Genomic DNA, 21,700 nt, shown 5'->3' with positions numbered 1-21,700 from the left:
CAACGGCTTCCAGGAGAAGCAGCAGAAGCTCCAGGGCGAGGCGGGCCGGATCCAGGAGAAGGTGGCCCGGGGCCAGGACGCGATGAACGAGCTGCGCACCCAGCTCGGCGGCATCGCGGCCGAGCAGTACCGCAACGGCGGCATCGACCCGTCCGTCCAGCTGATGCTCGACTCCGACCCCGGCGCCTACCTGGCCCGGGCCGCCGCCCAGAACCAGGTCGTCGACTCGCAGGCGGCCCTGCTCCGCCAGGCCCTGGCCGAGCAGCGCCGACTCGACCAGGACCGCGCCGAGGCCACCGCCACCCTCGCCCAGCTCGACGGGGCGGCCGTCGCGCTCGCGGGCGAGAAGAAGGCGGTCCAGGAGAAGCTGGCCAAGGCCCAGGCGCTGCTCAACAAGCTGAGCGCCGCCGACCGGGCCAAGGTCAACGCCCAGGAGGCCGCCGCCACCCGGGCCTCGCGCTCCGCCGCCGAGCGGCCGGCTTACACGGGACCCGCCACCGGGCGGGCCGCCGCCGTCGTGCAGTTCGCGTACTCCCAGCTCGGCAAGCCGTACGTCTGGGGCGCCACCGGCCCGTCCGGCTACGACTGCTCCGGCCTCACCGGCGCCGCCTACCGCGCGGCCGGGGTCCAGCTGCCGCGCGTCTCCCAGGCCCAGTGGAACGCCGGCGCCCGCATCGCCCGCGCCGACCTGCAGCCGGGCGACCTGGTCTTCTTCTACGGCGACCTGCACCACGTCGGCCTCTACATCGGCGACGGGAAGATGATCCACGCCCCGCGCACGGGGAAGAACGTGGAGGTCCTCCCGATCGACGCCATGCCCTACGTCGGCGCCGTCCGGCCGTGAGCGGCGCCGTCCGGCCGTGACCGGTGCCGTCCGGCCGTAACCGGCGCAAAGGCCGGGCGGAGGCGTCGGCCGCTGTCAGTCGACGATCAGCAGGCTGGCGCCGTTCGGCGCGCTGGAGCGGTGGGCCTCCGCGTCGTCGGCCACCTGGTAGCTGCCGCCCCGGCCGGTGACCACGACGCGGCCGTCGTCGAGGGTGGTGACGAGCTCGCCCTCCAGGACGAACAGCACGTGGCCCTTGCGGCACCAGTGGTCCGCGACGTAGCCGGGGCTGTAGTCCACCCGGCGGACCCGGACCTCGCCGAACTGCTGCACGCGGCTGGTCACTTCCCCGCTCTCGCCCGGCTTGCGGTCCTCGTCGACCTGGTTCCAGTCGGTGGCGGTGAAGGGGAAACCGGTGAGATTCATGCGGTCACCCTAGTCACACCGGACGCGGCCGGGCCCTCCCGGTGTCACGGGTGCGGGGCGCAGGCCAGCAGGTAGGGGAGCAGCGGGGCGGCGAGGGCGGCCAGCCGGTAGGCCGGGGCCGGGGGCGCGGTGGTCCGGGCGAGGCGCTGGACGCGGGCGAGCACGCCGGTGGACGCGGCGGCGAGGCCGGCCGGTCCGGCCCCGGTCCCGGCGGTGGCCAGGGCGTAGAGCGCGCCCGCGAGTTCGCCGGGGGTGACCCGGGCGAGCGCGGCGTCGTCGGCCGCCATCTCCAGCAGCAGCGCCACCTCCGCCCGCCCGAGCCGGGCCAGCGGGAGCCGGCCGAGGAGGAGCGCGAAGGTGTCGGCGGCGAGCAGGACCAGGTGGTGGCGCCCGCGCAGGTGCCCGTACTCGTGGGCGACCGCCGCGGCGAGCCGGCGCTCGTCCAGCAGGTCGAGGGCGCCCCGGGTGGCCACCACCCGGGCCCGGCGGCCGGGCAGGCAGTAGACGGCGGGCCGCGGGTCCTCCAGGACGAGCAGCCGGCGCCCCCGGTCCCGGGTGGCCACCAGGTCGAGCGTCTCCCGGTGCCGCCGCCGGGCCCGGGCGGCCCGCGCGGCGAGCACGGCGGCGACCGCCGCGACCGCGCCGCCGGCCGCGGCCGGGGCCCACCAGTCGTGGGCGTGCGGCGCGACGGCCGGTTCCAGGTGCGGGAGCAGGCCGACGAGCCCGGCCGGTTCGTGTCCGAGCGGCGCCATCAGGTGGTGCGCGGCCAGCAGCAGCCCGGTGCCGAAGGAGGCCATCAGCGCGAGCCAGACGGCCGCGCCGAGGGCCGGCCGGGCCTGGAGCCGCGGCGAGCCGGCCAGCCGCCGCGGGAGCAGGACGCCGACCAGGAGCAGGTGGAGCGCCAGCAGGGCCAGGGTCACCGGTCGCCGTCCCGCGCCTTCACCTGCTCCAGGGCGGCGAGCAGGGCGGTCGCCTCGTCGCCGCTGATCCGGTCGACGAAGTGCAGCAGGGCCCCGGCGCGGTCCGGGCTGGTCTCCAGGGCCTGGTGCATCAGCTGCGCGGTGTACGACTCCCGGGTGCAGGTGGGCTCGTAGACCCAGGCCCGGCCGACCTTGGTCCGCCGCAGCCAGTCCTTGGTGTGCAGGATGTCGGCGACGGTGTTGACGGTGGTGTACGCGACCGGGCGCTGCCGCTGCAGGTCGTCGACGACCTCGCGCACGGTGGCCGGGCGGCCCCAGGACCAGAGCCGGTCCATGATCTCGGCCTCCAGATCGCCCAGTCCGCGCAGCACCCGTCCGCTCCTCCGCCGTCCCGCCCCCGGGCGGTCCTGCCCCTGGTGGCCCTGCTCCGGTGCCCTGTCCCGGGTCTCCTGTCCCTGTGCCCGGCGCCCGCCCATCGTACGGCCGGGCCCGGCCGCGGGGCGGGCCGTAGCTCAGCGGCGCATCCGCCGGAGCAGGTCGGTGGCCGCCGCGGGCCAGTGCGGGTGCTCGAAGCCGAAGCCGGCCGCCAGCAGCCGTCCCGGGGCCACCGCCCGGCTCTTCAGCAGCAGTTCGGTGTCCGAGCGGAGCGCGAACGCGCCCAGTTCGGCCATCCAGCGGGTGGCCGGGAGCCCCACCGGGATGCCCTTGGCCCGCCGGATCGTCCGCATGAACACCCGCTGCGGCACCGGCGTCGGCGCGGCGAGGTTGACCGGTCCGGCGATGTCCTCCCGGTCGAGCAGGAAGCGCACCGAGCGGACCAGGTCCCGGTCGTGGATCCACGACAGGTACTGGGCGCCGCCGTCGACCGACCCGCCCAGGCCGGTCCTGGCCAGCCGCAGCAGCTGGTCGAAGGCGCCGCCCGCCTCCGGGCTCATCACCATGGCGCAGCGCAGCGCGACCCGCCGGGTGTGCGGGGTGGCCGCCTCGGTCTGCTCGCGCTCCCAGGCGCGGGCGATCCGCACGCTGCGCTCCCAGTACGCGGGGACGCCGGGCTCCTCGCCGCCGATGACACCGGTGTCCTCGTCGTGCGGGGTGCCGTAGGTGTGGGAGTAGATGGTGGCGGTGCTCATCTGCAGCCAGACCCGGGGCGGGCGGCGGGCGCCCGCGATCGCGCGGCCGACGGCCCGGGTGGAGTGCACCCGGGAGTCCATCATGTCGCGCAGGTTCTCCTCGGTGTAGCGGCAGTCGACGCTGCGCCCGGCGAGGTTGACGACGGCGTCGGCGCCGTCGATCGCGGCGGTCCAGCGGCCCAGCGAGCGGCCGTCCCAGAAGATCTCCTGGTCGCGCCGGGGCCGGCGGGTCAGCACCAGGACCTCGTGGCCGTCGGCGGTGAGCGCCCGGTCCAGGATCCGCCCGATATGGCCGGTCCCACCGGGTATGACGATCCTCATCTCGGATCCCCCCTTTGAACGATTGGTCGTGCGCACCCTAGCGGTCGACCTGAACGTGTTCAAAATGCCGGTGTCGCCAGGACATGGCCGGAAATGTGTCCGAATCCGTGGAACCACCACCGCTGTTCACCCGACTGGTGGTCCGGATCCGATCGTCTGCTCGCCCAAGCTCGCCCAAGGAGTGCTCGCGCATGTGCGGAATCACCGGCTGGGTGTCCTTCCACCAGGACGTCCGCCACAGCGCCCCCGTCATCGAGGCGATGACCGCCACCATGACCCTGCGCGGCCCCGATGCCGGCGGTGTCTGGCTCGGCCGCCACGCCGCCCTCGGCCACCGCCGCCTCGCCGTCATCGACATCGACGGCGGCGCCCAGCCCATGCCCGACCGCCGGGACGAGCCCGGCGTCGTCCTCACCTACAGCGGCGAGGTCTACAACCACCACCAGCTGCGCGCCGAACTCCGCGCCAAGGGCCACCGCTTCGAGACCCGCAGCGACACCGAGGTGGTGCTCCGCGCCTACCAGGAGTGGGGCGACGCCCTCGTCGAGCGGCTGGAGGGCATGTACGCCTTCGCCGTCTGGGACGAGCGCGAGCAGCGCCTGCTGCTGGTCCGCGACCGGCTCGGCGTCAAGCCGCTGTTCTGGGCCGAGATCGACGGCGGCCTCGCCTTCGGCTCCGAGCCCAAGGCGCTCTTCGCCCACCCGGAGATCACCCCCACGGTGGACGCCGACGGCCTGCGCGAGGCCTACAGCCTGCTCTTCAACACCGGCCCCACGGTCTGGGCCGGCGTCCGCGAGGTCCACCCCGGCGCCCTGCTCGTGCTCGACCGCGCCGGGATCCGCGAGACCCGCTACTGGGAGCTCACCGCCCGCCCCCACACCGACGGCCTGGACGCCACCAAGGAGCGGATCGGCGCGCTCGTCAACCGCGCCGCCCGCGCCCAGCTGGAGGCCGACGTCCCGCTCTGCAGCCTGCTCTCCGGCGGTCTGGACTCGACCATCGTCACCGCCCTGGTCGCCGACGAACTGCGGCTCCAGGAGGGCCCGCAGGCCAAGCTGCGCTCCTACGCGGTCGACTACAGCGACCAGGCCGAGCAGTTCACCGGCGACGTGCTGCGCACCGGCCACGACACCCCGTTCGCCGCCGAGGCCGGCGCGTTCATCGGCAGCGACCACTCCACCGTGGTGCTCGACCCGCGCACCCTGCTGGACCTGGAGCACCGCCGCGCCGTCGTCGTCTCCCGGGACTCGCCGATCGGCGTCGGCGACATGGACACCTCGCTCTACCTGCTGTTCGGCGAGATCCGCAAGCACTCCACGGTCGCTCTCTCCGGCGAGGCGGCCGACGAGGTGTTCGGCGGCTACCCGTGGTTCCACAACCCCAAGGCGCTCGCCGCGCAGACCTTCCCCTGGCTGCTGGTCACCGGGGACGAGGCGGCGATGCCGATCAACCCGGACCTCGCCGCCCACCTGCGGATCGCCGAGTTCCGCGACGACACCTACCGCAGCGCGCTGGCCGCCGTCCCGCACGCGGACGGCGAGAGCCCCGAGGAGCACCGCCAGCGCGAGATGCAGCACCTGTCGATGACCCGCTGGCTGCGCCAGCTGCTGCACCGCAAGGACCGCCTCTCGATGGCCCAGGGCCTGGAGGTGCGGGTGCCGTACTGCGACCACCGGCTGGTCGAGTACGCGTTCAACACCCCCTGGGCGATGAAGAGCTACGACGGCCGGGAGAAGAGCCTGCTGCGCGCGGCCGGCCAGGGCATCGCCCCGGACTCGGTGCTGTGGCGGCCCAAGAACCACTACCCGGCGACCCACCACGCCGACTACAACGGCGGGCTGCAGCGGCTCGCCCGCGAGGCGCTGGACGCGCCGCACGTGCGCGACATCGCCGACGAGACGGTGATCAAGGCCAGCCTGGACACGCCGGCCGACCAGCTGGAGTGGGGCCACCGGCTCCGGCTGGAGCGGGTCGTCGACCTCGCGCTCTGGCTGGACCACCACCGCCCGGCCCTCGCGGTCTGACGGACCCTCCGCACCGACCGGCCCGGTTAGGCTGCCGGGAGGGCGAGGGCGAGGGCGAGGGCGAGGGCGAGGGCGAGCGGCAGGAGGCTGAGGATGCGCGACCCCCGGCACGGGCCGCTGGTGGCGATGCTGCTGGTGCTCACCGTGGTCACCGGCTTGGTCGACGCCGTGAGCTACCTCGCCCTCGGACACGTCTTCGTCGCCAATATGACCGGCAATGTGATCTTCCTCGGCTTCGCCCTGGCCGGCGCGCCCGGCCTCTCCGCACGGGCCTCGCTGGCCGCCCTCGCCGCCTTCCTGGCCGGCGCCCTCGCGGGCGGGCACCTCGCCCGGCGCGGCCCCGCCCACCGCGGGCGGCTGCTGGTCCTCACCGTGGCGGTCCAGTCGGCGCTGTTCGCCGTCTGCGCCGTCCTCAGCGCGGCCCTCGGCCACACCGCCGAACCGGTCCGCTACACCCTGATCGGTGTCCTGGGCGGTGCGATGGGCCTGCAGAACGCGGTGGTCCGCGCGCTCAAGGTGCCGGACCTGACCACCACCGTCCTGACGATGACCCTCACCGCCCTGGCCGCCGAACGCGCCGGCCCCCGTCGCCTGGCCTCGGCCGCCTGGATGCTCGCGGGCGCCCTGCTCGGCGCCGTGCTCGTCCTGCACGTCGCCGTCCCGGTCGCCCTCGCCGCAGCCCTCGCCCTCCTCCTCACCGTCGCCGCCCTCACCCACCACGCCTCCGGCCACCCCGCCGCCCCCTGGACCCGGCCCGATCCCGCCCGCTGACCGGCTGTCGGCGGGTGCGGCCCCGCCCCGGCTCAGGGGCGGGTGGCGAGGAAGGCGTCGAACTCGGTGCCGCCGTACCAGTGGGTGGTGCGGCCCTGCGGGGTCATGCCGAGGCGGCGGCAGACCGCGGCGGAGCGGTCGTTGCCGGGGCGGACCATGGCGTGGATCTCGGTGAGGCCGTCGGCGAAGCCCTTGGCGAGGGCGGCGGTGGCGGCCTCGGTGGCGAAGCCGTGGCCCCAGGAGTCGGGGTGCAGGTGCCAGCCGACCTCGATCTCGCCGTCGCCGGTGCCGTCCGGGTCCGTCAGCGGGATCAGGATCACCGAGCCGACCACCACACCGGTGTCCTTGCGCTCCAGGGCCCAGATCCCGTAGCGGGGGTCGGCCGAGCGCTGCCGCCAGCGGTCGATCATGGCCGGCGCCTCGGCGGGCGACTCCAGGGCCTTCGGGGTGGCGCCCAACCACCGGGCGACCTCCCAACGGGAGTAGGTGTCGAACGCGCGCTCGGCGTCGCTGTGCTGCCAGAGGCGGGCGGTCAGCCGTTCGGTACTGAACAAGGGTGTCTCCACAGGGTGGTCGGGGGTTCTCGTGCCGTTCAGTCGTCCTGCGGCTGGCTGGCGCGGCCGGACCAGCGGGGCTCCCAGTGGGCCCAGGAGCGCTCCCAGTCGCGGGCGGCCCGCCGGTCGAGGGCGCGCAGCCGCAGGGCGAGCAGGCCGCCGACCAGGGCGGCCAGGGTGGCCGTGGCGGCCAGGCCGGTGCAGACCACCCCGACGGCCAGGCCGACCGCGGTGGCCGGGGGAGTGGCGGGGGGGGAGTGGCGGGCCGCCCGTCGCCGTCGACCCAGAGGGTGACGGTGGATCCGGTGGCGGCGCTGCGCGGGGCCGGTGCCGGTGCGGGCCAGGCCGTCGGGGGAGGTCCAGGAGACCGAGGTGTCGACCCGCTTCTCGTAGCCGCCGCTCCACCGGCCGGCGCCGGTGTCCTCGGCACGGAGCCGGCCGAGGACGAGTGCCTCGGTGCGGTGCAGTCGGCCGCGTTCGGCCTCGGCGGCGCGCCCGGCGGTGCGGTGGCCGAGGACGGCGGCGGCGGCGATCCCGGCCAGGCCGAGGACCAGGGCGAGGCCGGCGGCGAGCCAGGCGCGGCTGCGGGCGCGGTCCACCGGACGGGCGAGGGGTTCGCGGGCCCGGACGGTGCGTCGGCGGCCGAGGGCGCGGCGCAGCGCGCGGCCGGCCCGCCGGGGCGGCGGCACGGTGCGGGCCGGGCGGGGTGTCCTGGACACGATGCGTGCTCCTCACGGCGGTTGGCGTGCGTGGGCCCCGTCGACTCCAATTTCCCCCGGCACCGCCCCCGGGCACAAGAGTCGGTCACCCGGCCGGGGCGCGGGACTCCCGGTCCCCCCGGCCGGGTGCCGGGACCGGGACGTTCGGCCCTCGGCGGGCCGGGGGTCGAGGGGGCAGGCTGGCACCGGCCGCGCCCCCCGTGCCGGGGGCGCGGTGGTCCGGCCCGCTGTGGGGGCTCGCCGGGCCGCCGTGCAGGGCGGGGGACGGGTTTTGGGGCCGTCCCCCGCTCGCGGTGTTCCAGGGCTCCAGGATCGGCCCGACCGGTCGGGCGACACGGTGTTTTCGCAGGTCATAGCCGTATTCTCGCGAGCTATACACTCGGTGTATATCTCTGGTGTATGTTCTTCCTATGAGTGTTCCCCTCACCCTTCTCGGGCTGCTGGAGCGCGAGCCGAGCCACGGCTACGACCTCAAGCGCGACTACGACGCCTTCTTCGGGCGCGGCAAGCCCCTGCCGTACGGTCAGGTCTATTCCACGCTCGGCCGCCTGGCCCGGGACGGCAAAGTCGTCGCCGGCGAGGCCGAGCCCGGCGACGGGCCCGAACGCAAGCGCTACGTCATCACCGAGGCCGGGGTGACCGAGTTCGAGCACTGGCTCGCCGAGCCCGTCGCCCCCGAACCCACCCTCCAGTCGGTGCTGTTCACCAAGGTCGTGCTCGCCCTGCTGCTCGGCCGCGACGCCGAGGCGTACCTCGACACCCAGCGCGCCGCCCACCTGCGCCGGATGCGCGAGCTGACCGAACTGCGCCGCACCGGCCCGCTGGTCGACGCCCTGCTCGCCGACCACGGCCTCTTCCACCTGGAAGCGGACCTCCGCTGGATCGACCTGACCACTGCCCGCCTGGACGCCCTCGCCGCGGAGGTACGCGCATGAGCCCCCTGATAGAAGCCCGCGACGTCGAACTCGCCTTCGGCGAGACCCCGGCCCTGCGCGGCGCCAGCCTGGCCGCCGAGGCCGGGGAGGTGCTCGCCGTGATGGGCGCCAGCGGCTCCGGCAAGTCCACCCTGCTGCACTGCCTGGCCGGCATCCTCGTCCCCGACGCGGGCGAGGTGCACTTCGACGGACAGCGGATCGACCGGCTGGACGAGAACCGGCGCAGCGCCCTGCGCCGGGACGCCTTCGGCTTCGTGTTCCAGTTCGGCCAGCTCGTCCCGGAACTGACGGCCGAGGAGAACATCGCCCTGCCGCTGCTGCTCGGCGGCGTCCGCCGGGCCGCCGCCCTCGCCGAGGCCCGCCCCTGGTTCGCCCGGCTCGGCCTCGACGGCCTGGGGAGCCGCCGCTCCGGCGAACTCTCCGGCGGCCAGGCCCAGCGGGTCGCGCTCGCCCGCGGCCTGGTCACCCGCCCCCGGGTGCTGTTCGCCGACGAGCCGACCGGCGCGCTGGACTCGCTCACCGGCGAGCAGGTCATGGAGCTGATGGTCGGCGCCGCCCGCGAACAGGGCACCACCGTCGTCCTGGTCACCCACGAGCCCCGGGTCGCCGCCTACGCCGACCGCGAGGCCGTGGTCCGGGACGGCCGGGCCCGACTGCTCTCCACCGGGTACGCGCCGGGCGTGGCGGAGCGGGTCGCCCCGTGATCACCTTCGCGCTGCGCCTCGCCGTCAGCGGCGGCCGCCAGGCCGTCGCCCGGCTGCTCACCATCACCGCCGCCACCGCCGTCGGCGTCGGCCTGCTGCTCTCCACGCTCGCCGCCGTGAACGCCGTCGGGGCCGCCAACGACCGGATGCTCTGGTCCAACAGCGGCGCCAAGAGCCGCACCGAGACGGCGAACGTCGATCCGCTCTGGTGGCGCGACCACGGCCCCGAGTTCTACGACGGCAAGCGGCTGCTGTACATCGAGGTCGCCGCCACCGGTCCGACCTCGCCCGTCCCGCCGGGCATGGCGAAGCTCCCCGCGACGGGCGAGTACTACGCCTCGCCCGCCCTCGCGAAACTGATTCGCGAGACACCGGCCGACCACCTGGCCGACCGCTTCCCGGGCCGGCTCGTCGGAGAGATCGGCAAGGCCGCGCTCGCCTCCCCGGACTCCCTGGTCCTGGTCGAGGGCCAGGACCGGACCGCCCTCGCGGCCCGCCCCGGCGCCCGCCCGATCACCACCGTCGCCGACCGGCTCCCGGACTGCCAGGCCGACTGCCCGGGGGGCGGCGTGCGCGGCGACGCCATGACACTGATCCTCTCCGTGGTCGCCGGGGCGCTGCTGTTCCCCGTGGTGATCTTCATCGGCACGGCCACCCGGCTCTCCGCCGCCACCCGGGAGCAGCGCTACGCCGCGATGCGCCTGGTCGGGGCGACACCCCGGCAGATCACCGCGATCGCGGCCGTCGAGTCCACCCTGGCCGCCGTGGCCGGCACCGTCCTCGGCTTCGTGGTGTTCCTGCTGCTGCGACCGCTGGTGGCGACCGTCCCGTTCACCGGGGAGCGCTTCTTCACCGAGGACCTCACCCTCACCGCCGTCCAGTGCGCGGCCGTGCTGCTCGGCGTCCCGCTCGCCGCCGCCGTGGCCGCCCGGCTCGCCCTGCGCCGGGTCACCGTCTCCCCGCTCGGCGTCAGCCGCCGGGCCACCCCGAAGCCGCCGTCCGTCTGGCGGGTGGCGCCGCTGCTGGCGGGGCTCGCCGAACTCGCCTGGTTCGTCGGCCGCCGCCCGCAGACCACCAACGGCCAGACCGCCGCCTACCTGACCGGCTTCCTGGTGGTCATGTTCGGCCTGGTGGTCGCCGGCCCCTGGCTGACCATGGCCGTGGCCCGGCTGGTCGCCGCCCGGACCAGCCGCCCGGCCACCCTGATCGCCGTGCGCCGGCTCGCCGACGACCCCAAGGCCGGGTTCCGCTCGGTGGCCGGCCTGATCCTGGCCCTGTTCGTCACCACCGCGACGGTCGCCATCATCGGCACCATCGACCTCAACCGCGGCGAGCTCAGCGGAGACCCGCAGACCCGGGTCGCGGTGGAGCACGGTGTCATGGCCGGCGAGCCGCCGATGACCGATGCCCTCCCGGAGCGGGTCCTCGCCGACCTGCGGGCCGTGCCCGGCTTCCGGGGCATTGCCGTCGCCCACGCCAACCCGGACGGCCTGGCGCACGATCCGGACGCCCCGCCCGACTGGCCCGAGGCCTCCCTGGTGTCCTGCGCCGACCTCGCCCAGACCCCGGCGGTCGGCCACTGCGCCCCCGGCGCCGCCGTCGCCGCCGTCGAGCCGTTCGGCTTCCTGAGCCTGACCTCGCAGGCCGCGAAGGAATGGCCGACCGCGCCGATCACCGCCGAGGCCGTCGACCGGCTGCCCGTGGTGTCGCTCTACGTGACGACGGACGGGACGACCGCCGCCAAGGAGCGCGTCCGCACCCTGCTCAGCCGGGCTTTCCCGGACCAGCACGCCCGGATGGTCCAGGACTGGGGCTCCGCCCAGCAGAAGGAGCTCGCCGGCTGGCGGCAGCTGGCCGACGTGGTGCTGCTCACCACCCTGCCGATCGCCGGCTGCAGCCTGGCGGTCAGTGTGGTCGCGGGCCTGTCCGACCGGCGCCGGCCGTTCGCGATGCTCCGGCTCACCGGGGCGCCGCTGCGGATGCTGCGGGTGGTGATCGGCCTGGAGAGCGCGCTGCCGCTGCTGGTGGTGTCGGCCATCGCGATCGGGACGGGCCTCGGCGCGGCCGCGATGTTCCTCAAGTCGCAGATGGACTACGACCTGGTGTCGCCCGGCGCGGTGTTCTTCGGCCTGGTGCTGCTCGGGCTGGCGTCCTCGCTCGGGATCATCGCCTCCACGCTGCCGCTGCTGAAGCGGATCACCGGACCGGAGGCGGCCCGCAACGGCTGAGGCCCGGCCCCGCCGGACGGGCGTGGAGCCGGCCGGACGGGCGTGAACCCCGTGCCGGACAAGCGCGAACCCCGCCCCCCTCGAACCGGGGGAGCGGGGTCCACGCGTGTGCGGACCGGCGGCGGCTCAGCGGAGGACGGGGTAGGCGTGCGTCCCCGGCCGGGGCGCGAACCCCAGCTCCGCCCGCCAGGCGCCCAGCACCAGCCCGGACGGGTAGAACATCGGCTCCGGCAGCGCGTCCAGCGGCAGCCGCTCCCAGCCGCCGCAGGAGTGCGGCTCGGTGACCACCGCGGCCGCCAGGCTCGGCGGGGCGAGCACCGCGGCGGTGAGCCGGGGGCGGCCCAGTTCGTGGTCGAGCAGCACCGCGAGCACCCGCATCTCCTCGGCGGGCAGCACGATCCCGGTCTCCTCGGCGAGCTCGCGCGCGGCCGTCCGCTCGAAGGACTCGCCGGGGTCGACCTTGCCGCCGGGCAGGCTCCAGGTCGGCGGCTCGCCGGCCGTGGTGCGGCGGCCGATCAGCACCCGGCCGTCCCCGGTGGGCACGATCACTCCGGCGCCGAGCAGCGGTGCGTGGGTCACGTCGGTTCCTCCGAACGGGGTGACGGGGTGGCAGGACGGCGCGGGGACGCGACGTCCTGCCGGACGGCTACCAGGCGGCGCGCTCGAAGTCCTTGAGGAAGCACCCGAAGAGGTCCTCGCCCTGCTCGCCGCGCACGATCGGGTCGTAGACCCGGGCCGCGCCGTCGACCAGGTCGAGCGGAGCGTGGAAGCCCTCGTCGGCGAGGCGCATCTTGTCCGGGTGCGGGCGCTCGTCGGTGATCCAGCCGGTGTCGACGGCGGTCATCAGGATGCCGTCGGTCTGGAACATCTCCACCGCGCTGGTGCGGGTGAGCATGTTGAGCGCGGCCTTGGCCATGTTGGTGTGCGGGTGGCCGGCGCCCTTGTAACCGCGGGAGAAGACGCCCTCCATGGCGGACACGTTGACCACGTACTTGCGGCGGGACGCCGAGGCGGCCATCGCCGGGCGGAGCCGGCTGATCAGGATGAACGGCGCGGTGGAGTTGCAGAGCTGGACCTCCAGCAGCTCCACCGGGCCGACCTCGTTGACGGTCTGCACCCAGCTGTTGGTGTCCGCGAGGTCCGGCACCAGGCCGCCGGCGTCGATCGCCGTCCCGGCCCGGATCCGCTCCGGCGTCGCCGAACCGGTGACCAGGGCGAGCGAGGTGACGTCCTCGGCGGAGATCCGCTCGGCGGGGTCCGAGGCCTGGTGCGGCAGCGCGGGCAGGTCGACGCTGCCGCTGTTGAAGCGGCCGATGGTGGTCGACTGCGGCAGCTCGCCGGCCGGCAGCGGCGCCGACTCGGCGGCGACCAGCTCCCGGTAGGACTCCGGCGGGCGGCGCACGGTCTGCGCGGCGTTGTTGATCAGGATGTCCAGGGGGCCGTCCGCCGCGACCTCGTCGGCCAGCGCCATCACCTGGGCCGGGTCGCGCAGGTCGATGCCGACGATCTTCAGCCGGTGCAGCCACTCGGCGCTGTCCGGCATCGCGGTGAAGCGGCGGATCGCGTCGTTGGGGAAGCGGGTGGTGATGGTGGTGTGCGCGCCGTCGCGCAGCAGCATCAGCGCGATGTACATACCGATCTTGGCGCGGCCGCCGGTCAGCAGCGCGCGCTTTCCGGTCAGGTCGGCGCGGGCGTCGCGCCGGGCCCGGTTCTTGGTCGCACAGCCCTGGCAGAGGTTGTGGTAGAACGCGTCGACCTCGATGTAGCGCTGCTTGCAGATGTAGCAGGAGCGGGGGCGCTCCAGGATCCCGGCGATCTCGGTGGTGGTGACGGTGGTCAGGCCGAAGGCGCCGGCCGTCTCGTCGTCGATCCGGCTCGGGGCGCCGGTCGCGGTGCGCGCGGTGACCTCGCGGTCGTTGGCGGTCTTGCGGGCCCGGGTCTCCTGGCGGCGGCGCTGCTTGAGAGTGCGGAATATGCCGCCGACGGCCTGGCGGACGGTGATCGCGTCCGGGTGGTCGACGTGCAGCTCGTCCAGCTCGGCCAGCACCTCCAGGCAGAGCCGGAGCCGCTCGGGGTCGAGGCCGGGGCCGTAGTCGATCTCCTCGATGTCCTCTTCGCCCCGCTGCTGCCCGCTGTCCACGCCCGGTGCTGCCGTCGATCCCGCCGCCATGCCTCTGCCGTTCCCGCTCGCCTCGCCGATCACGGCGTCCGCCGCGTCTACCGCGTGAATGCTACGGGAGCGGCCCCGGCCGGGGCGAAAGCCCGGGATTTGGATGATCCTCCATATCTACGCGCGGAGCTTTGATCATGGCTTGTACGCAGACCCAGCAAACAGCGGCCAGCTGGCGTTTGTCCTACCGGTACCGGAGAATCGAACGTTGGGTGCAGGGGCGCCCGAGTGCGCCCTGCGGCCGTGCCGCACCCGCACCCGAGGTGTAATTTCTCCCAGCCAGAGAGCCCCGTTTCATGCGCTTCCTGAACGACCTCATGCCCTCGTACGACCTCACGTACGACGACGTCTTCATGGTCCCCAGCCGATCCGCCGTGGGCTCCCGCCAGGCTGTCGACCTCTCCTCCAACGACGGCACCGGCACCACCATCCCGCTGGTCGTGGCCAACATGACCGCCATAGCCGGCCGTCGGATGGCCGAGACCGTCGCCCGCCGCGGCGGCCTGGTCGCCATCCCGCAGGACATCCCGACCGAGGTCATCGCCGAGGTCGTCGGCTGGGTCAAGCAGCGCCACCTGGTGCACGACACCGCCATCACCCTCGACCCCGGCGCCACCGTCGCCGAGGCGCTCTCGCTGCTGCCCAAGCGCGCCCACGGCGCGCTGGTCGTGGTCGAGGACGGCCGCCCGGTCGGCGTCGTCACCGACTCCGACTGCCAGGGCGTCGACCGCTTCACCTCGCTCGCCGAGGTGATGTCCCGCGACCTGCTGCTGCTGGACGAGGGCATCGACCCGCGCGACGCCTTCGACAAGCTCAGCGAGGCGCACCGCAAGCTCGCCCCCGTCGTCGACCGCGACGGCCGGCTGGTCGGCCTGCTCACCCGCAAGAACGCGCTGCGCGCCACCCTCTACACCCCGGCCGTCGACGCCGCCGGCAAGCTGCGGATCGCCGCCACCGTCGGCATCAACGGCGACGTCGCCGGCAAGGCCAAGGCCCTGCTGGAGGCCGGCGCCGACACGCTCGTCGTGGACACCGCGCACGGCCACCAGGAGTCGATGATCAGCGCGCTGCGCGCCGTGCGCGGGCTGGACCCGCAGGTCCCGATCGTCGCGGGCAACGTCGTCTCGGCGGCCGGTGTGCGCGACCTGGTCGAGGCCGGCGCGGACATCCTGAAGGTCGGCGTCGGCCCGGGCGCCATGTGCACCACCCGGATGATGACCGGCGTCGGCCGCCCGCAGTTCTCCGCCGTGCTGGAGTGCGCTGCCGAGGCCCGCCGCCTGGGCAAGCACGTCTGGGCCGACGGCGGGGTGCGCCACCCGCGCGACGTCGCCATGGCGCTGGCCGCCGGCGCGTCCAACGTGATGGTCGGCTCCTGGTTCGCCGGCACCTACGAGTCGCCCGGCGACCTCCAGACCTCCGCCGACGGCCGGCAGTACAAGGAGTCCTTCGGCATGGCCTCCAAGCGGGCCGTGAGCAACCGCACCGCCCAGGACTCCTCGTACGACCGGGCCCGCAAGGCGCTGTTCGAGGAGGGCATCTCGCACTCCCGGATGTTCCTCGACCCGGCCCGCCCGGGCGTCGAGGACCTCATCGACTCCATCGTCGCGGGCGTGCGCAGCTCCTGCACCTACGCGGGCGCGGCCAGCCTGGAGGAGTTCCACGAGAAGGCCGTGGTCGGCATCCAGAGCGCGGCCGGCTACGCCGAGGGCAAGCCGCTGCACTCCAGCTGGGCCTGATCACCGCCCGGCGCGCACTGCGTCGGTGGCCGGCCTGTTCCTCGCCACGGGGAGCAGGCCGGCCACCGGCGGTTCGGCCGTACGCAGGCCGACCACCGGCGGTTCGGCCGTACGCAGGCCGACCACCGGCGGTTCGGCCGTACGCAGGCCGACCGCAGGGGCCCCGGCCGAGGGCGGCTCGACCGCCGGGGCCCGCAGGCCCAGCGGCAGGAGCAGCGCACGGCCGAGCAGCCCGACCGCCCCGTCCAGTGCCGTTGCGCAGGCCCGCGCCGCCGACGGCCGCCCGCGCAGCCCCCAGAGCAGCCGCACCGAGCCCCAGGCCGCCTCCCGAGCGGTGCCGACCGACCACGCCCCGATCCGGTGCGTCATCGGCTCCAGCCGCTCCAGCACGTCAGGACCGGGCATCAGCTGCTCGCGGACGGCCGTCTCGACCCTCGCCAGCAGACCGTTGATCCGGTGGTAGTCGTCCTCCAGCTGCTCCGGCTCCCGGCCGAGCCGCCGGCAGGTGTCGACGACGGCGAGCGGCAGGTCGTGCTGGATGTGGGCGTTCATCCCGGCCAGCGCGAACTGCAGCGGGTGCACCTCCGGAGCGGCGCGCAGCTCGAACAGCGGCCGCCAGCAGGCCGGTGGCCGCCGCCCCGCCGCGACCGCGTCCACCGCCAGCAGGTAGCGCCCGGCGAACAGCACGTCCAGCTCGGCCACGGCGGGCGGATCGGCGAAGGTGCCCAGTCCGGTCCGGACGCCCTCGGTGACCGTCAGGTACATCCGGTTGAACACCGCCACCCCGTCGGTGGGCGGAAGTCCGGCCCCGATCGCCCGCAGTCGCCGGACCACGCCGTCGATCCCCCGCGCTCCGTCCGTGCTTCCCGTGTATTGATCGCATCATCGTGACAGCAGTCGGACGTGCCGCACCGGCGCCGCGCCTCAGCCCAGTTCGTACTCCAGGACGTACGTGTGCCGGCCCTCCTCGTCCACCTCCAGCTCGAACACCCCGGTGATCCCCGCCAGCTCGCCCGTGCCCGTGCCCGCGACCACCCGGATCGCCAACCGCTCGCCGTGGCTCCCCGGCGCCGAGTGCTGCAGCACGAACGACCCCTGCCGCCCGTCCAGCGCGCCCGTGAACCGCTCCACCGCCACGTACGCGGCCGGGCCGCCCGCGCCGTCCAGCACCGACAGCATCCGCACCACGCCCGCCCCGGTCAGCCCGCCCGTGAACTCCTTGGTGATCCGCACCCGGCCGAGCGTCGCGCCCGGCTGCTCGTCGGTCTCCTCCGGCTCGAACGCCGTCACCTCGAAGGCCCCGCTCGCCCTGCCGCCCATCGCACCGTCCCCTCGACGAAAGCCCGTGCGCCCGGTCAGGTACCGACCGCGGACCCACCCTCGCACGCCCCACTGACAACCGCCCCGGAACGGCCCGCGGTCAGAGGCAAGTGGAAAGCGGCAAGAGGCAAGCGGTCGGTGGTCACCGGTCCCATCGGACGGCGAGCGCGGCGGCGTCGTCGGCGAGGCCGCCCGGGGAGACCCAGGAGGCGAGGTCGGGCAGGAGGGCGTCCATCAGGTCCTCCGGGGTCCCGGCCGGGAGCTCGGCGAAGCGGGCGGGGAGGGGGTAGAACTCGCCCGCCGCGTCACGGGCCTCGGAGACCCCGTCGGTGTACAGCAGCAGCAGGTCACCGGGCGACGGGTCGACCGGCTCGGCGGTGTAGCGGCCGTCGCCGAGCAGGCCGAGCAGACCCAGCGGCGGGGCGTGCCGGGCGGGGACGAGTTCGGTGACCCGGCCGGCGCGGCGCAGCAGCGGGTGCGGATGGCCGCAGTTGACCAGCAGGGCCGCGTTGTCCCCCCGGTCCACGCCGAGCAGCACCGCGGTCACGAACCGCCCGTCGGCGGGCCGCCGGGCCAGCGCGGCGTCCAGGTGCTCGGCGAGCCGGGCGAGGTCCGGCTCGGTGCGCGCGGCCGTGCGGAAGGCGCCGAGCACGTCCGCGGCGGTCTCGACGGCCGGCAGGCCGTGGCCCTGGACGTCCCCGAGCAGGATCCGGATCCCGAACGGCGTGTCCACCACCTCGTACAGGTCCCCGCCGATCCTCGCCTCGGCGGCCGCCGCCACGTAGCGGACGGCGATCCGCAGCGGCCCGATCCGCTCGGGCGGCGGGCGCAGCAGGGCCCGCTGGGCGGCCTCGGCGACGGTCCGCACCTGGAACAGCTCGCGCTCGCGGGCGGCGATCAGCACGACGTTGGCGGTGCTGGCGAGGGTGGTGGCGGTGATGGTGATCAGCGAGGCGAGGTGGACGGAGAGCGGCAGGTGGGAGTTGAACTCCTCCAGCAGACCGGCCACGACCACGGCGGCCGCGCCGGTGGCGAGCGGCACCCGGGCCCGGCGGGTGGTGGCCCCGACCAGGACGGGCGCGGCGGCGAGCACGGGGGAGAGGGTGCTGCCGGGGCCGGTCAGCAGGTCCGTGAGGACGGCCCCGACCAGCAGCAGGAAGGCGCCGCCGAGCAGCAGCCTGGTCCGCCGCGGCAGCCGGGGCGGCGGCACGGCGTCCGGTGCCGCGGCGTTCTCGGGGCCCTCGCCGCTCGCGCTCACGCACCTGCCTCCAGGCCACTCGACGGTCCGACGACTCGACGGGCGGCGCCCGCCGGGGTGCCGCCCCCTCCGTCCACTCTCCACCGCCGCCCGCCCCACCGGCATCCCGGCGCCCGTCCCACTGTCCTCCGGCTGCCCGCCGTCCCCGCCCGTCAGTCCTCCGCCCGCCGTCCGTCCGGGGGCCGGGAAGAACTAGGCTGACCGACGCGATGAGACGTAGGAGCGCGGCCCCGACCTCCCCCCTGCCGCAGCGGCAGGGGGTCGATCCGGTGCATCTGCGGCTGCCGGTGACCGGCGGGCCGTGGGAGACCGTGCGGGAGTACCTGGGGGAGCGGCTTCCCGCGGTGGCGGCGGAGCGGGTGGACGGGCTGCTGCGGGCCGGGGAGGTGGTCGGCGAGGACGGCCGGTCCGTCGGTCCGGCCGACCCGTTCCGGCCGGGCGCCCACCTGTGGTTCTACCGGGAGCTGCCGGCCGAGGTGCCGGTCCCGTTCGAGCTGGAGGTGCTGCACCGGGACGAGCACCTGGTGGTGGTCGACAAGCCGCACTTCCTGGCCACCACCCCGCGCGGGCGGCACGTGGTGGAGACGGCGCTGAGCCGGCTGCGGCACACGCTGGCCCTGCCCGCGCTGAGCCCGGCGCACCGCCTGGACCGGTTGACGGCGGGGCTGGCGATGTTCGTGGTGCGGCCGCAGGACCGGGGCGCCTACCAGTCGCTGTTCCGGGACCGGCTGGTCCGCAAGGAGTACCGGGCGGTGGCGGCCTACGACCCGGCGGTGGAGCTGCCCCGCACCGTGCGCAGCCACATCGTGAAGGAGCGCGGGGTGATCGCCGCCCAGGAGCTGGACGCGCCGCCGAACAGCGAGAGCCGGATCGCGCTGCTGGAGCGGCGCGGCGGGCTGGGCCACTACCTGCTGCGGCCGTCCACCGGGCGGACGCACCAGCTGCGGCTGCACATGAGCGGCCTGGGCCTGCCGATCCTGGGTGACCCGGTGTACCCGGTGGTGCTGCCGGAACCGGCCCCGGACGACTTCCGCCGGCCGCTGCAACTGCTCTCCGCCGCGATGGAGTTCACCGATCCGCTGACCGGCCGTCCGTGCCGCTTCGAGAGCCGCCGGACCCTGGCGGCCTGGTCGGACCCGGAGTCCTGGTAGCCCGTCCGCCCGCCGCCCCGGAAGGGGTGACCGCGCCCACCATGACCCGCACCGCCGTCCCGCCGTCCCGCGGTCCCGCCGTTCTGCCGTCTGGATATGATCCACCGTCCGATCGGATGATCATCTGGAAAAGAGGTCCCATGCGGCTCACCCATCTCCTCCGGCGCGGCGCAACGGTCCTGGCCGCCATCGCCCTGCTGGGCTCCGGCGCGGTCACCGCCCACGCCGACCCCGGTCTCCCCACCATCGGTTATGGCTACCCGAACAGATCCACCTCGGTGCGTTGCGTCCAGTACTACATCAACCAGCTGACGCACAGCCACATCATGGAGGACGGGCGGTTCGGCCCCGAGACCGAGCGCGCGATCAGGGGGATGCAGGAGCGGGCGGACAGGGACTGGGGCACCCACCCCCTGAAGGCCGACGGGTACTTCGGCCAGGCGACGGGCCAGGTCGTGCTGGAGCGCATCAAGCAGAACCCGTGGCTGGTCGACGACTACCGGCGGGCTTCCACCTGCGGCCACTTCGTCCCCTCGTACACGGTCGTCCTCAACTGATCACCCCTCGGTGGGCCGGGGCCCCGGACCCGGTTCCGCCCCGGACTCACCGCTCCAACAGCCCCGGCGGCAGCTCCAGTTCGAACCACACCACCTTGCCGTCCGGCGTCTGCCGGGTGCCCCACCGGTGGGCGAGTTCGTTCACCAGGTGGATGCCGCGCCCGCCCTCGTCCTCCTCGTCGGCGCGCCGCATCCGGGGCGTGCCGGCGTCCCGGTCGGCCACCTCCACGGTCAGCGTGCGGTTGCACAGCAGCCGCAGCTGGGTCGGCGAACCCGCGTGCACCAGCGCGTTGGTGATCAGTTCGCTGGTCAACAGCTCGGCCCAGTCCGCCAGCGGCGCCAGCCCCCAGTCGGTCAACGTCTCCCGGGTGAACCGGCGCGAGTGGGCCACCATCGCGTGGTCGTCGTCGAGCGGAAGGGTGGCGATCCGGTCCGAACCGGCCGGCCGGGCCTGCGCCATGATGACCGCGATGTCGTCCTCGCTGCTGCGGCCGTTGAGTTCGGAGAGCACCGCGTCGCAGGTCTGCTCCAGCGAGCCGCGCCGGTCCGCGATGGTGCGGCACAGCAGCTGCAGCCCCTCGTCGATGTCGCGGCCGCGCCGTTCGACCAGGCCGTCGGTGTAGAGGGCCAGCAGACCCTCCTCCGGGAGGGTGAACCCGACGCTCTCGAACGGGACTCCGCCGACCCCGAGCGGCGCGCCGGGCGGCAGTTCGAGCAGCCGGGCGTTCCCGCCGGTGTCGGCCACCACCGGCGGCAGGTGGCCCGCGCAGGCGGCGGTGCAGCTCCGGTCGACGGGGTCGTACACGACACAGACGCAGGTGGCGAACTGGCCCTCGCCGATCGCCGTGGTGGCCTCGTCCAGCCGCTGCATCACCCGGTCGGGCGCCAGTTCCAGGGTGATCAACGTCCGCGCCACGGTGCGCAGTTGGCCCATGGTAGCGGCCGCCCTGATGCCGTGCCCCATGACGTCGCCGACCACCAGCGCGACCCGGCCGGAGGACAGCGGGACGACGTCGAACCAGTCCCCGCCGACCTCGCTCACCACACTGCTCGGCAGATAGCGGTAGGCGATCTCCAGCCCCAGCGTGCGGTGGATCTCCTGCGGCAGCAGGCTGCGCTGGAGGGTGAGCGCCGTCTCCCGCTCCCGCCGGTACAGCCGGCCGTTGTCGATGGCCAGCGCGGTGCGCCCGACCAGCTCCTCGGCCAGCGCGCGGTCCGCCGGGCCGAACGACAGCGGATTGCGGGTACGGATGAACTCCGCGCCGCCCAGCACCAGTCCGCGCGCCAGCAACGGCACCATCAGGTACGAGTGCACACCTGCTTCCAGACCCGGCTGCACCCGGTCCTCGGAGGCGACGATCCGGCGCAGCGCCGTCTCGTCGACCTCCGACACCAGGATGGACCGCCCGGTGCGCAGGCTCTCCGCGTACACCTTGGCCGACTGCGAGGTCTCGCCGATCGCGTCGGCCGCGTCCGACATCAGCCCGTCGGCGTCCAGTTCGCCGACCGCCACCGCCCGCATCAGCACCGAGCCGTCCGGCGGCACCGGTGCCGGTTCCTCGCCGCCGAGCACCGCCTCGCGCAGATCGACGGTGACGAAGTCGGCGAACCGGGGGATCACCACCTCGATCAACTCGTGGGCGGTGCGGTAGAGATCCAGGGTGGTGCCGATCCGGTTGGACGCCTCGTTGAGCAGCGACAGCCGCTGCTGCGCGGCCCACGCCTCGTCGAGCGCGCGCTGCCGGGCGGCCGCCGCGTCCCGCTCCCGGGTGAACAGCAGCGCGTTGTCGATCGAGACGGCCGCCCGCACCGCCAACTCCCCGGCCAGCGCGAGGTCGTCGTCCTCGTACGGGCGCTCCAGCACCGTCCGGTAGAACGCCGCGACGCCGACCGGCGAACCGCGCGCGATCAGCGGCACCACCATGAACGAGCGGACCTGCTGCTCGTGCACCG

At 74.7% G+C, this 21,700-nt stretch carries 21 protein-coding genes; 9 read left to right on the top strand and 12 right to left on the bottom strand.

Going from position 1 to position 21,700, the window contains the following annotated elements; all coding sequences use genetic code 11:
- Nucleotides 1-844, top strand: an 844-nt coding sequence (locus VR45_RS23005; protein WP_045941709.1) for a C40 family peptidase, incomplete at its 5' end; no start/stop codon positions are given.
- A gap of 75 nt (nt 845-919) precedes the next feature.
- On the opposite strand, the gene VR45_RS23000 is transcribed toward VR45_RS23005, so the two are convergent.
- From VR45_RS23000 to VR45_RS22985, 4 genes are all read right to left on the bottom strand, one after another.
- Nucleotides 920-1,249: a DHCW motif cupin fold protein gene (locus VR45_RS23000; RefSeq protein ID WP_045941708.1), complete on the bottom strand. Its 330-nt coding sequence runs from the start codon at nt 1,247-1,249 to the stop codon at nt 920-922.
- 44 nt (nt 1,250-1,293) lie between these two features.
- The gene (locus VR45_RS22995) at nt 1,294-2,169 is read right to left on the bottom strand and encodes a M56 family metallopeptidase (RefSeq protein WP_045941707.1); all 876 of its coding nucleotides are present in this window, start codon (nt 2,167-2,169) and stop codon (nt 1,294-1,296) included.
- The gene (locus tag VR45_RS22990; protein ID WP_045941713.1) at nt 2,166-2,537 is read right to left on the bottom strand and encodes a BlaI/MecI/CopY family transcriptional regulator; all 372 of its coding nucleotides are present in this window, start codon (nt 2,535-2,537) and stop codon (nt 2,166-2,168) included. The genes VR45_RS22995 and VR45_RS22990 overlap by 4 nt, the downstream gene beginning before the upstream one ends.
- Before the next feature lie 144 nt (nt 2,538-2,681).
- The gene (locus VR45_RS22985) at nt 2,682-3,620 is read right to left on the bottom strand and encodes a TIGR01777 family oxidoreductase (protein ID WP_045941706.1); all 939 of its coding nucleotides are present in this window, start codon (nt 3,618-3,620) and stop codon (nt 2,682-2,684) included.
- 191 nt (nt 3,621-3,811) lie between these two features.
- Here VR45_RS22985 and asnB point away from each other — a divergent pair, with 191 nt between their 5' ends.
- Nucleotides 3,812-5,644, top strand: a complete 1,833-nt coding sequence (gene asnB / locus VR45_RS22980) for an asparagine synthase (glutamine-hydrolyzing) (RefSeq protein WP_045941705.1) — start codon at nt 3,812-3,814, stop codon at nt 5,642-5,644.
- A gap of 93 nt (nt 5,645-5,737) precedes the next feature.
- Nucleotides 5,738-6,415 carry a YoaK family protein gene (locus VR45_RS22975; protein WP_045941704.1) on the top strand — a complete coding sequence of 226 codons (678 nt, stop codon included), beginning with the start codon at nt 5,738-5,740 and terminating at the stop codon, nt 6,413-6,415.
- Between the two features lie 32 nt (nt 6,416-6,447).
- Here VR45_RS22975 and VR45_RS22970 read toward each other — a convergent pair whose 3' ends face one another.
- Entirely contained in the window at nt 6,448-6,969 is a 522-nt protein-coding gene (locus tag VR45_RS22970) for a GNAT family N-acetyltransferase (RefSeq protein WP_045941703.1), read from the bottom strand.
- 38 nt (nt 6,970-7,007) lie between these two features.
- Entirely contained in the window at nt 7,008-7,688 is a 681-nt protein-coding gene (locus tag VR45_RS22965) for a hypothetical protein (protein WP_159394314.1), read from the bottom strand.
- 410 nt (nt 7,689-8,098) lie between these two features.
- On the opposite strand from VR45_RS22965, the gene VR45_RS22960 reads away from it, so the two are divergent.
- Genes VR45_RS22960 through VR45_RS22950 form a run of 3 tightly spaced genes read left to right on the top strand, consistent with a single transcriptional unit; the run spans nt 8,099 to nt 11,555 of the window.
- Nucleotides 8,099-8,623 carry a PadR family transcriptional regulator gene (locus VR45_RS22960; protein WP_045941701.1) on the top strand — a complete coding sequence of 175 codons (525 nt, stop codon included), beginning with the start codon at nt 8,099-8,101 and terminating at the stop codon, nt 8,621-8,623.
- Nucleotides 8,620-9,327, top strand: coding sequence for an ABC transporter ATP-binding protein (locus VR45_RS22955; protein WP_045941700.1), 708 nt, complete (start codon nt 8,620-8,622; stop codon nt 9,325-9,327). The genes VR45_RS22960 and VR45_RS22955 overlap by 4 nt, the downstream gene beginning before the upstream one ends.
- The gene (locus VR45_RS22950; protein ID WP_045941699.1) at nt 9,324-11,555 is read left to right on the top strand and encodes an FtsX-like permease family protein; all 2,232 of its coding nucleotides are present in this window, start codon (nt 9,324-9,326) and stop codon (nt 11,553-11,555) included. Before VR45_RS22955 ends, VR45_RS22950 begins: the two co-directional genes overlap by 4 nt.
- 126 nt (nt 11,556-11,681) lie before the next feature.
- Here VR45_RS22950 and VR45_RS22945 read toward each other — a convergent pair whose 3' ends face one another.
- Together VR45_RS22945 and VR45_RS22940 are read right to left on the bottom strand one after the other, a co-directional pair.
- Nucleotides 11,682-12,134, bottom strand: coding sequence for an NUDIX domain-containing protein (locus VR45_RS22945; RefSeq protein WP_045941698.1), 453 nt, complete (start codon nt 12,132-12,134; stop codon nt 11,682-11,684).
- Between the two features lie 67 nt (nt 12,135-12,201).
- Nucleotides 12,202-13,725 carry an SDR family oxidoreductase gene (locus VR45_RS22940; protein WP_078896752.1) on the bottom strand — a complete coding sequence of 508 codons (1,524 nt, stop codon included), beginning with the start codon at nt 13,723-13,725 and terminating at the stop codon, nt 12,202-12,204.
- A 296-nt stretch (nt 13,726-14,021) separates the two neighbouring features.
- Between VR45_RS22940 and VR45_RS22935 the strand changes: the two genes are divergently transcribed.
- Nucleotides 14,022-15,461: a GuaB1 family IMP dehydrogenase-related protein gene (locus VR45_RS22935; RefSeq protein WP_045941697.1), complete on the top strand. Its 1,440-nt coding sequence runs from the start codon at nt 14,022-14,024 to the stop codon at nt 15,459-15,461.
- Here the strand turns inward: VR45_RS22935 and VR45_RS22930 are convergent, their stop codons facing one another.
- The 3 genes from VR45_RS22930 to VR45_RS22920 all read right to left on the bottom strand — a co-directional run bounded on the left by VR45_RS22930 (nt 15,462) and on the right by VR45_RS22920 (nt 18,039).
- Nucleotides 15,462-16,295, bottom strand: a complete 834-nt coding sequence (locus VR45_RS22930; protein WP_063772533.1) for a DUF5995 family protein — start codon at nt 16,293-16,295, stop codon at nt 15,462-15,464.
- A 90-nt stretch (nt 16,296-16,385) separates the two neighbouring features.
- On the bottom strand, nt 16,386-16,781 hold the full coding sequence (locus tag VR45_RS22925) for a DUF3224 domain-containing protein (RefSeq protein ID WP_045941696.1): 396 nt from the start codon (nt 16,779-16,781) through the stop codon (nt 16,386-16,388).
- A gap of 142 nt (nt 16,782-16,923) precedes the next feature.
- Nucleotides 16,924-18,039 carry a PP2C family protein-serine/threonine phosphatase gene (locus VR45_RS22920; RefSeq protein WP_234326086.1) on the bottom strand — a complete coding sequence of 372 codons (1,116 nt, stop codon included), beginning with the start codon at nt 18,037-18,039 and terminating at the stop codon, nt 16,924-16,926.
- 209 nt (nt 18,040-18,248) lie between these two features.
- Here VR45_RS22920 and VR45_RS22915 point away from each other — a divergent pair, with 209 nt between their 5' ends.
- Together VR45_RS22915 and VR45_RS22910 are read left to right on the top strand one after the other, a co-directional pair.
- Nucleotides 18,249-19,190: a pseudouridine synthase gene (locus VR45_RS22915; RefSeq protein ID WP_045941695.1), complete on the top strand. Its 942-nt coding sequence runs from the start codon at nt 18,249-18,251 to the stop codon at nt 19,188-19,190.
- Between the two features lie 140 nt (nt 19,191-19,330).
- On the top strand, nt 19,331-19,747 hold the full coding sequence (locus tag VR45_RS22910) for a peptidoglycan-binding domain-containing protein (RefSeq protein WP_045941694.1): 417 nt from the start codon (nt 19,331-19,333) through the stop codon (nt 19,745-19,747).
- A gap of 46 nt (nt 19,748-19,793) precedes the next feature.
- Here VR45_RS22910 and VR45_RS22905 read toward each other — a convergent pair.
- A partial coding sequence (locus VR45_RS22905; RefSeq protein ID WP_045941693.1) for a SpoIIE family protein phosphatase occupies nt 19,794-21,700 on the bottom strand: 1,907 nt, incomplete at its 5' end.

The organism is Streptomyces sp. NRRL S-495 (assembly GCF_000966955.1).
Taxonomy (GTDB): domain Bacteria; phylum Actinomycetota; class Actinomycetes; order Streptomycetales; family Streptomycetaceae; genus Kitasatospora; species Kitasatospora purpeofusca.
The sequence above is the reverse complement of the archived record's forward strand: the minus strand, read 5'-3'. Positions and strand labels throughout refer to the sequence as shown.

What these genes read in the sequence shown, in the direction of transcription:
- VR45_RS22910 (WP_045941694.1), top strand. Translation starts at nt 19,331, where the DNA reads ATGCGGCTCACCCATCTCCTCCGGCGCGGCGCAACGGTCCTGGCCGCC.
- VR45_RS22925 (WP_045941696.1), bottom strand. Translation starts at nt 16,781, where the DNA reads ATGGGCGGCAGGGCGAGCGGGGCCTTCGAGGTGACGGCGTTCGAGCCG.
- VR45_RS22935 (WP_045941697.1), top strand. Translation starts at nt 14,022, where the DNA reads ATGCGCTTCCTGAACGACCTCATGCCCTCGTACGACCTCACGTACGAC.
- VR45_RS22915 (WP_045941695.1), top strand. Translation starts at nt 18,249, where the DNA reads ATGAGACGTAGGAGCGCGGCCCCGACCTCCCCCCTGCCGCAGCGGCAG.
- VR45_RS22955 (WP_045941700.1), top strand. Translation starts at nt 8,620, where the DNA reads ATGAGCCCCCTGATAGAAGCCCGCGACGTCGAACTCGCCTTCGGCGAG.
- VR45_RS22960 (WP_045941701.1), top strand. Translation starts at nt 8,099, where the DNA reads ATGAGTGTTCCCCTCACCCTTCTCGGGCTGCTGGAGCGCGAGCCGAGC.
- VR45_RS22940 (WP_078896752.1), bottom strand. Translation starts at nt 13,725, where the DNA reads ATGGCGGCGGGATCGACGGCAGCACCGGGCGTGGACAGCGGGCAGCAG.
- VR45_RS22985 (WP_045941706.1), bottom strand. Translation starts at nt 3,620, where the DNA reads ATGAGGATCGTCATACCCGGTGGGACCGGCCATATCGGGCGGATCCTG.
- asnB (WP_045941705.1), top strand. Translation starts at nt 3,812, where the DNA reads ATGTGCGGAATCACCGGCTGGGTGTCCTTCCACCAGGACGTCCGCCAC.
- VR45_RS23000 (WP_045941708.1), bottom strand. Translation starts at nt 1,249, where the DNA reads ATGAATCTCACCGGTTTCCCCTTCACCGCCACCGACTGGAACCAGGTC.
- VR45_RS22975 (WP_045941704.1), top strand. Translation starts at nt 5,738, where the DNA reads ATGCGCGACCCCCGGCACGGGCCGCTGGTGGCGATGCTGCTGGTGCTC.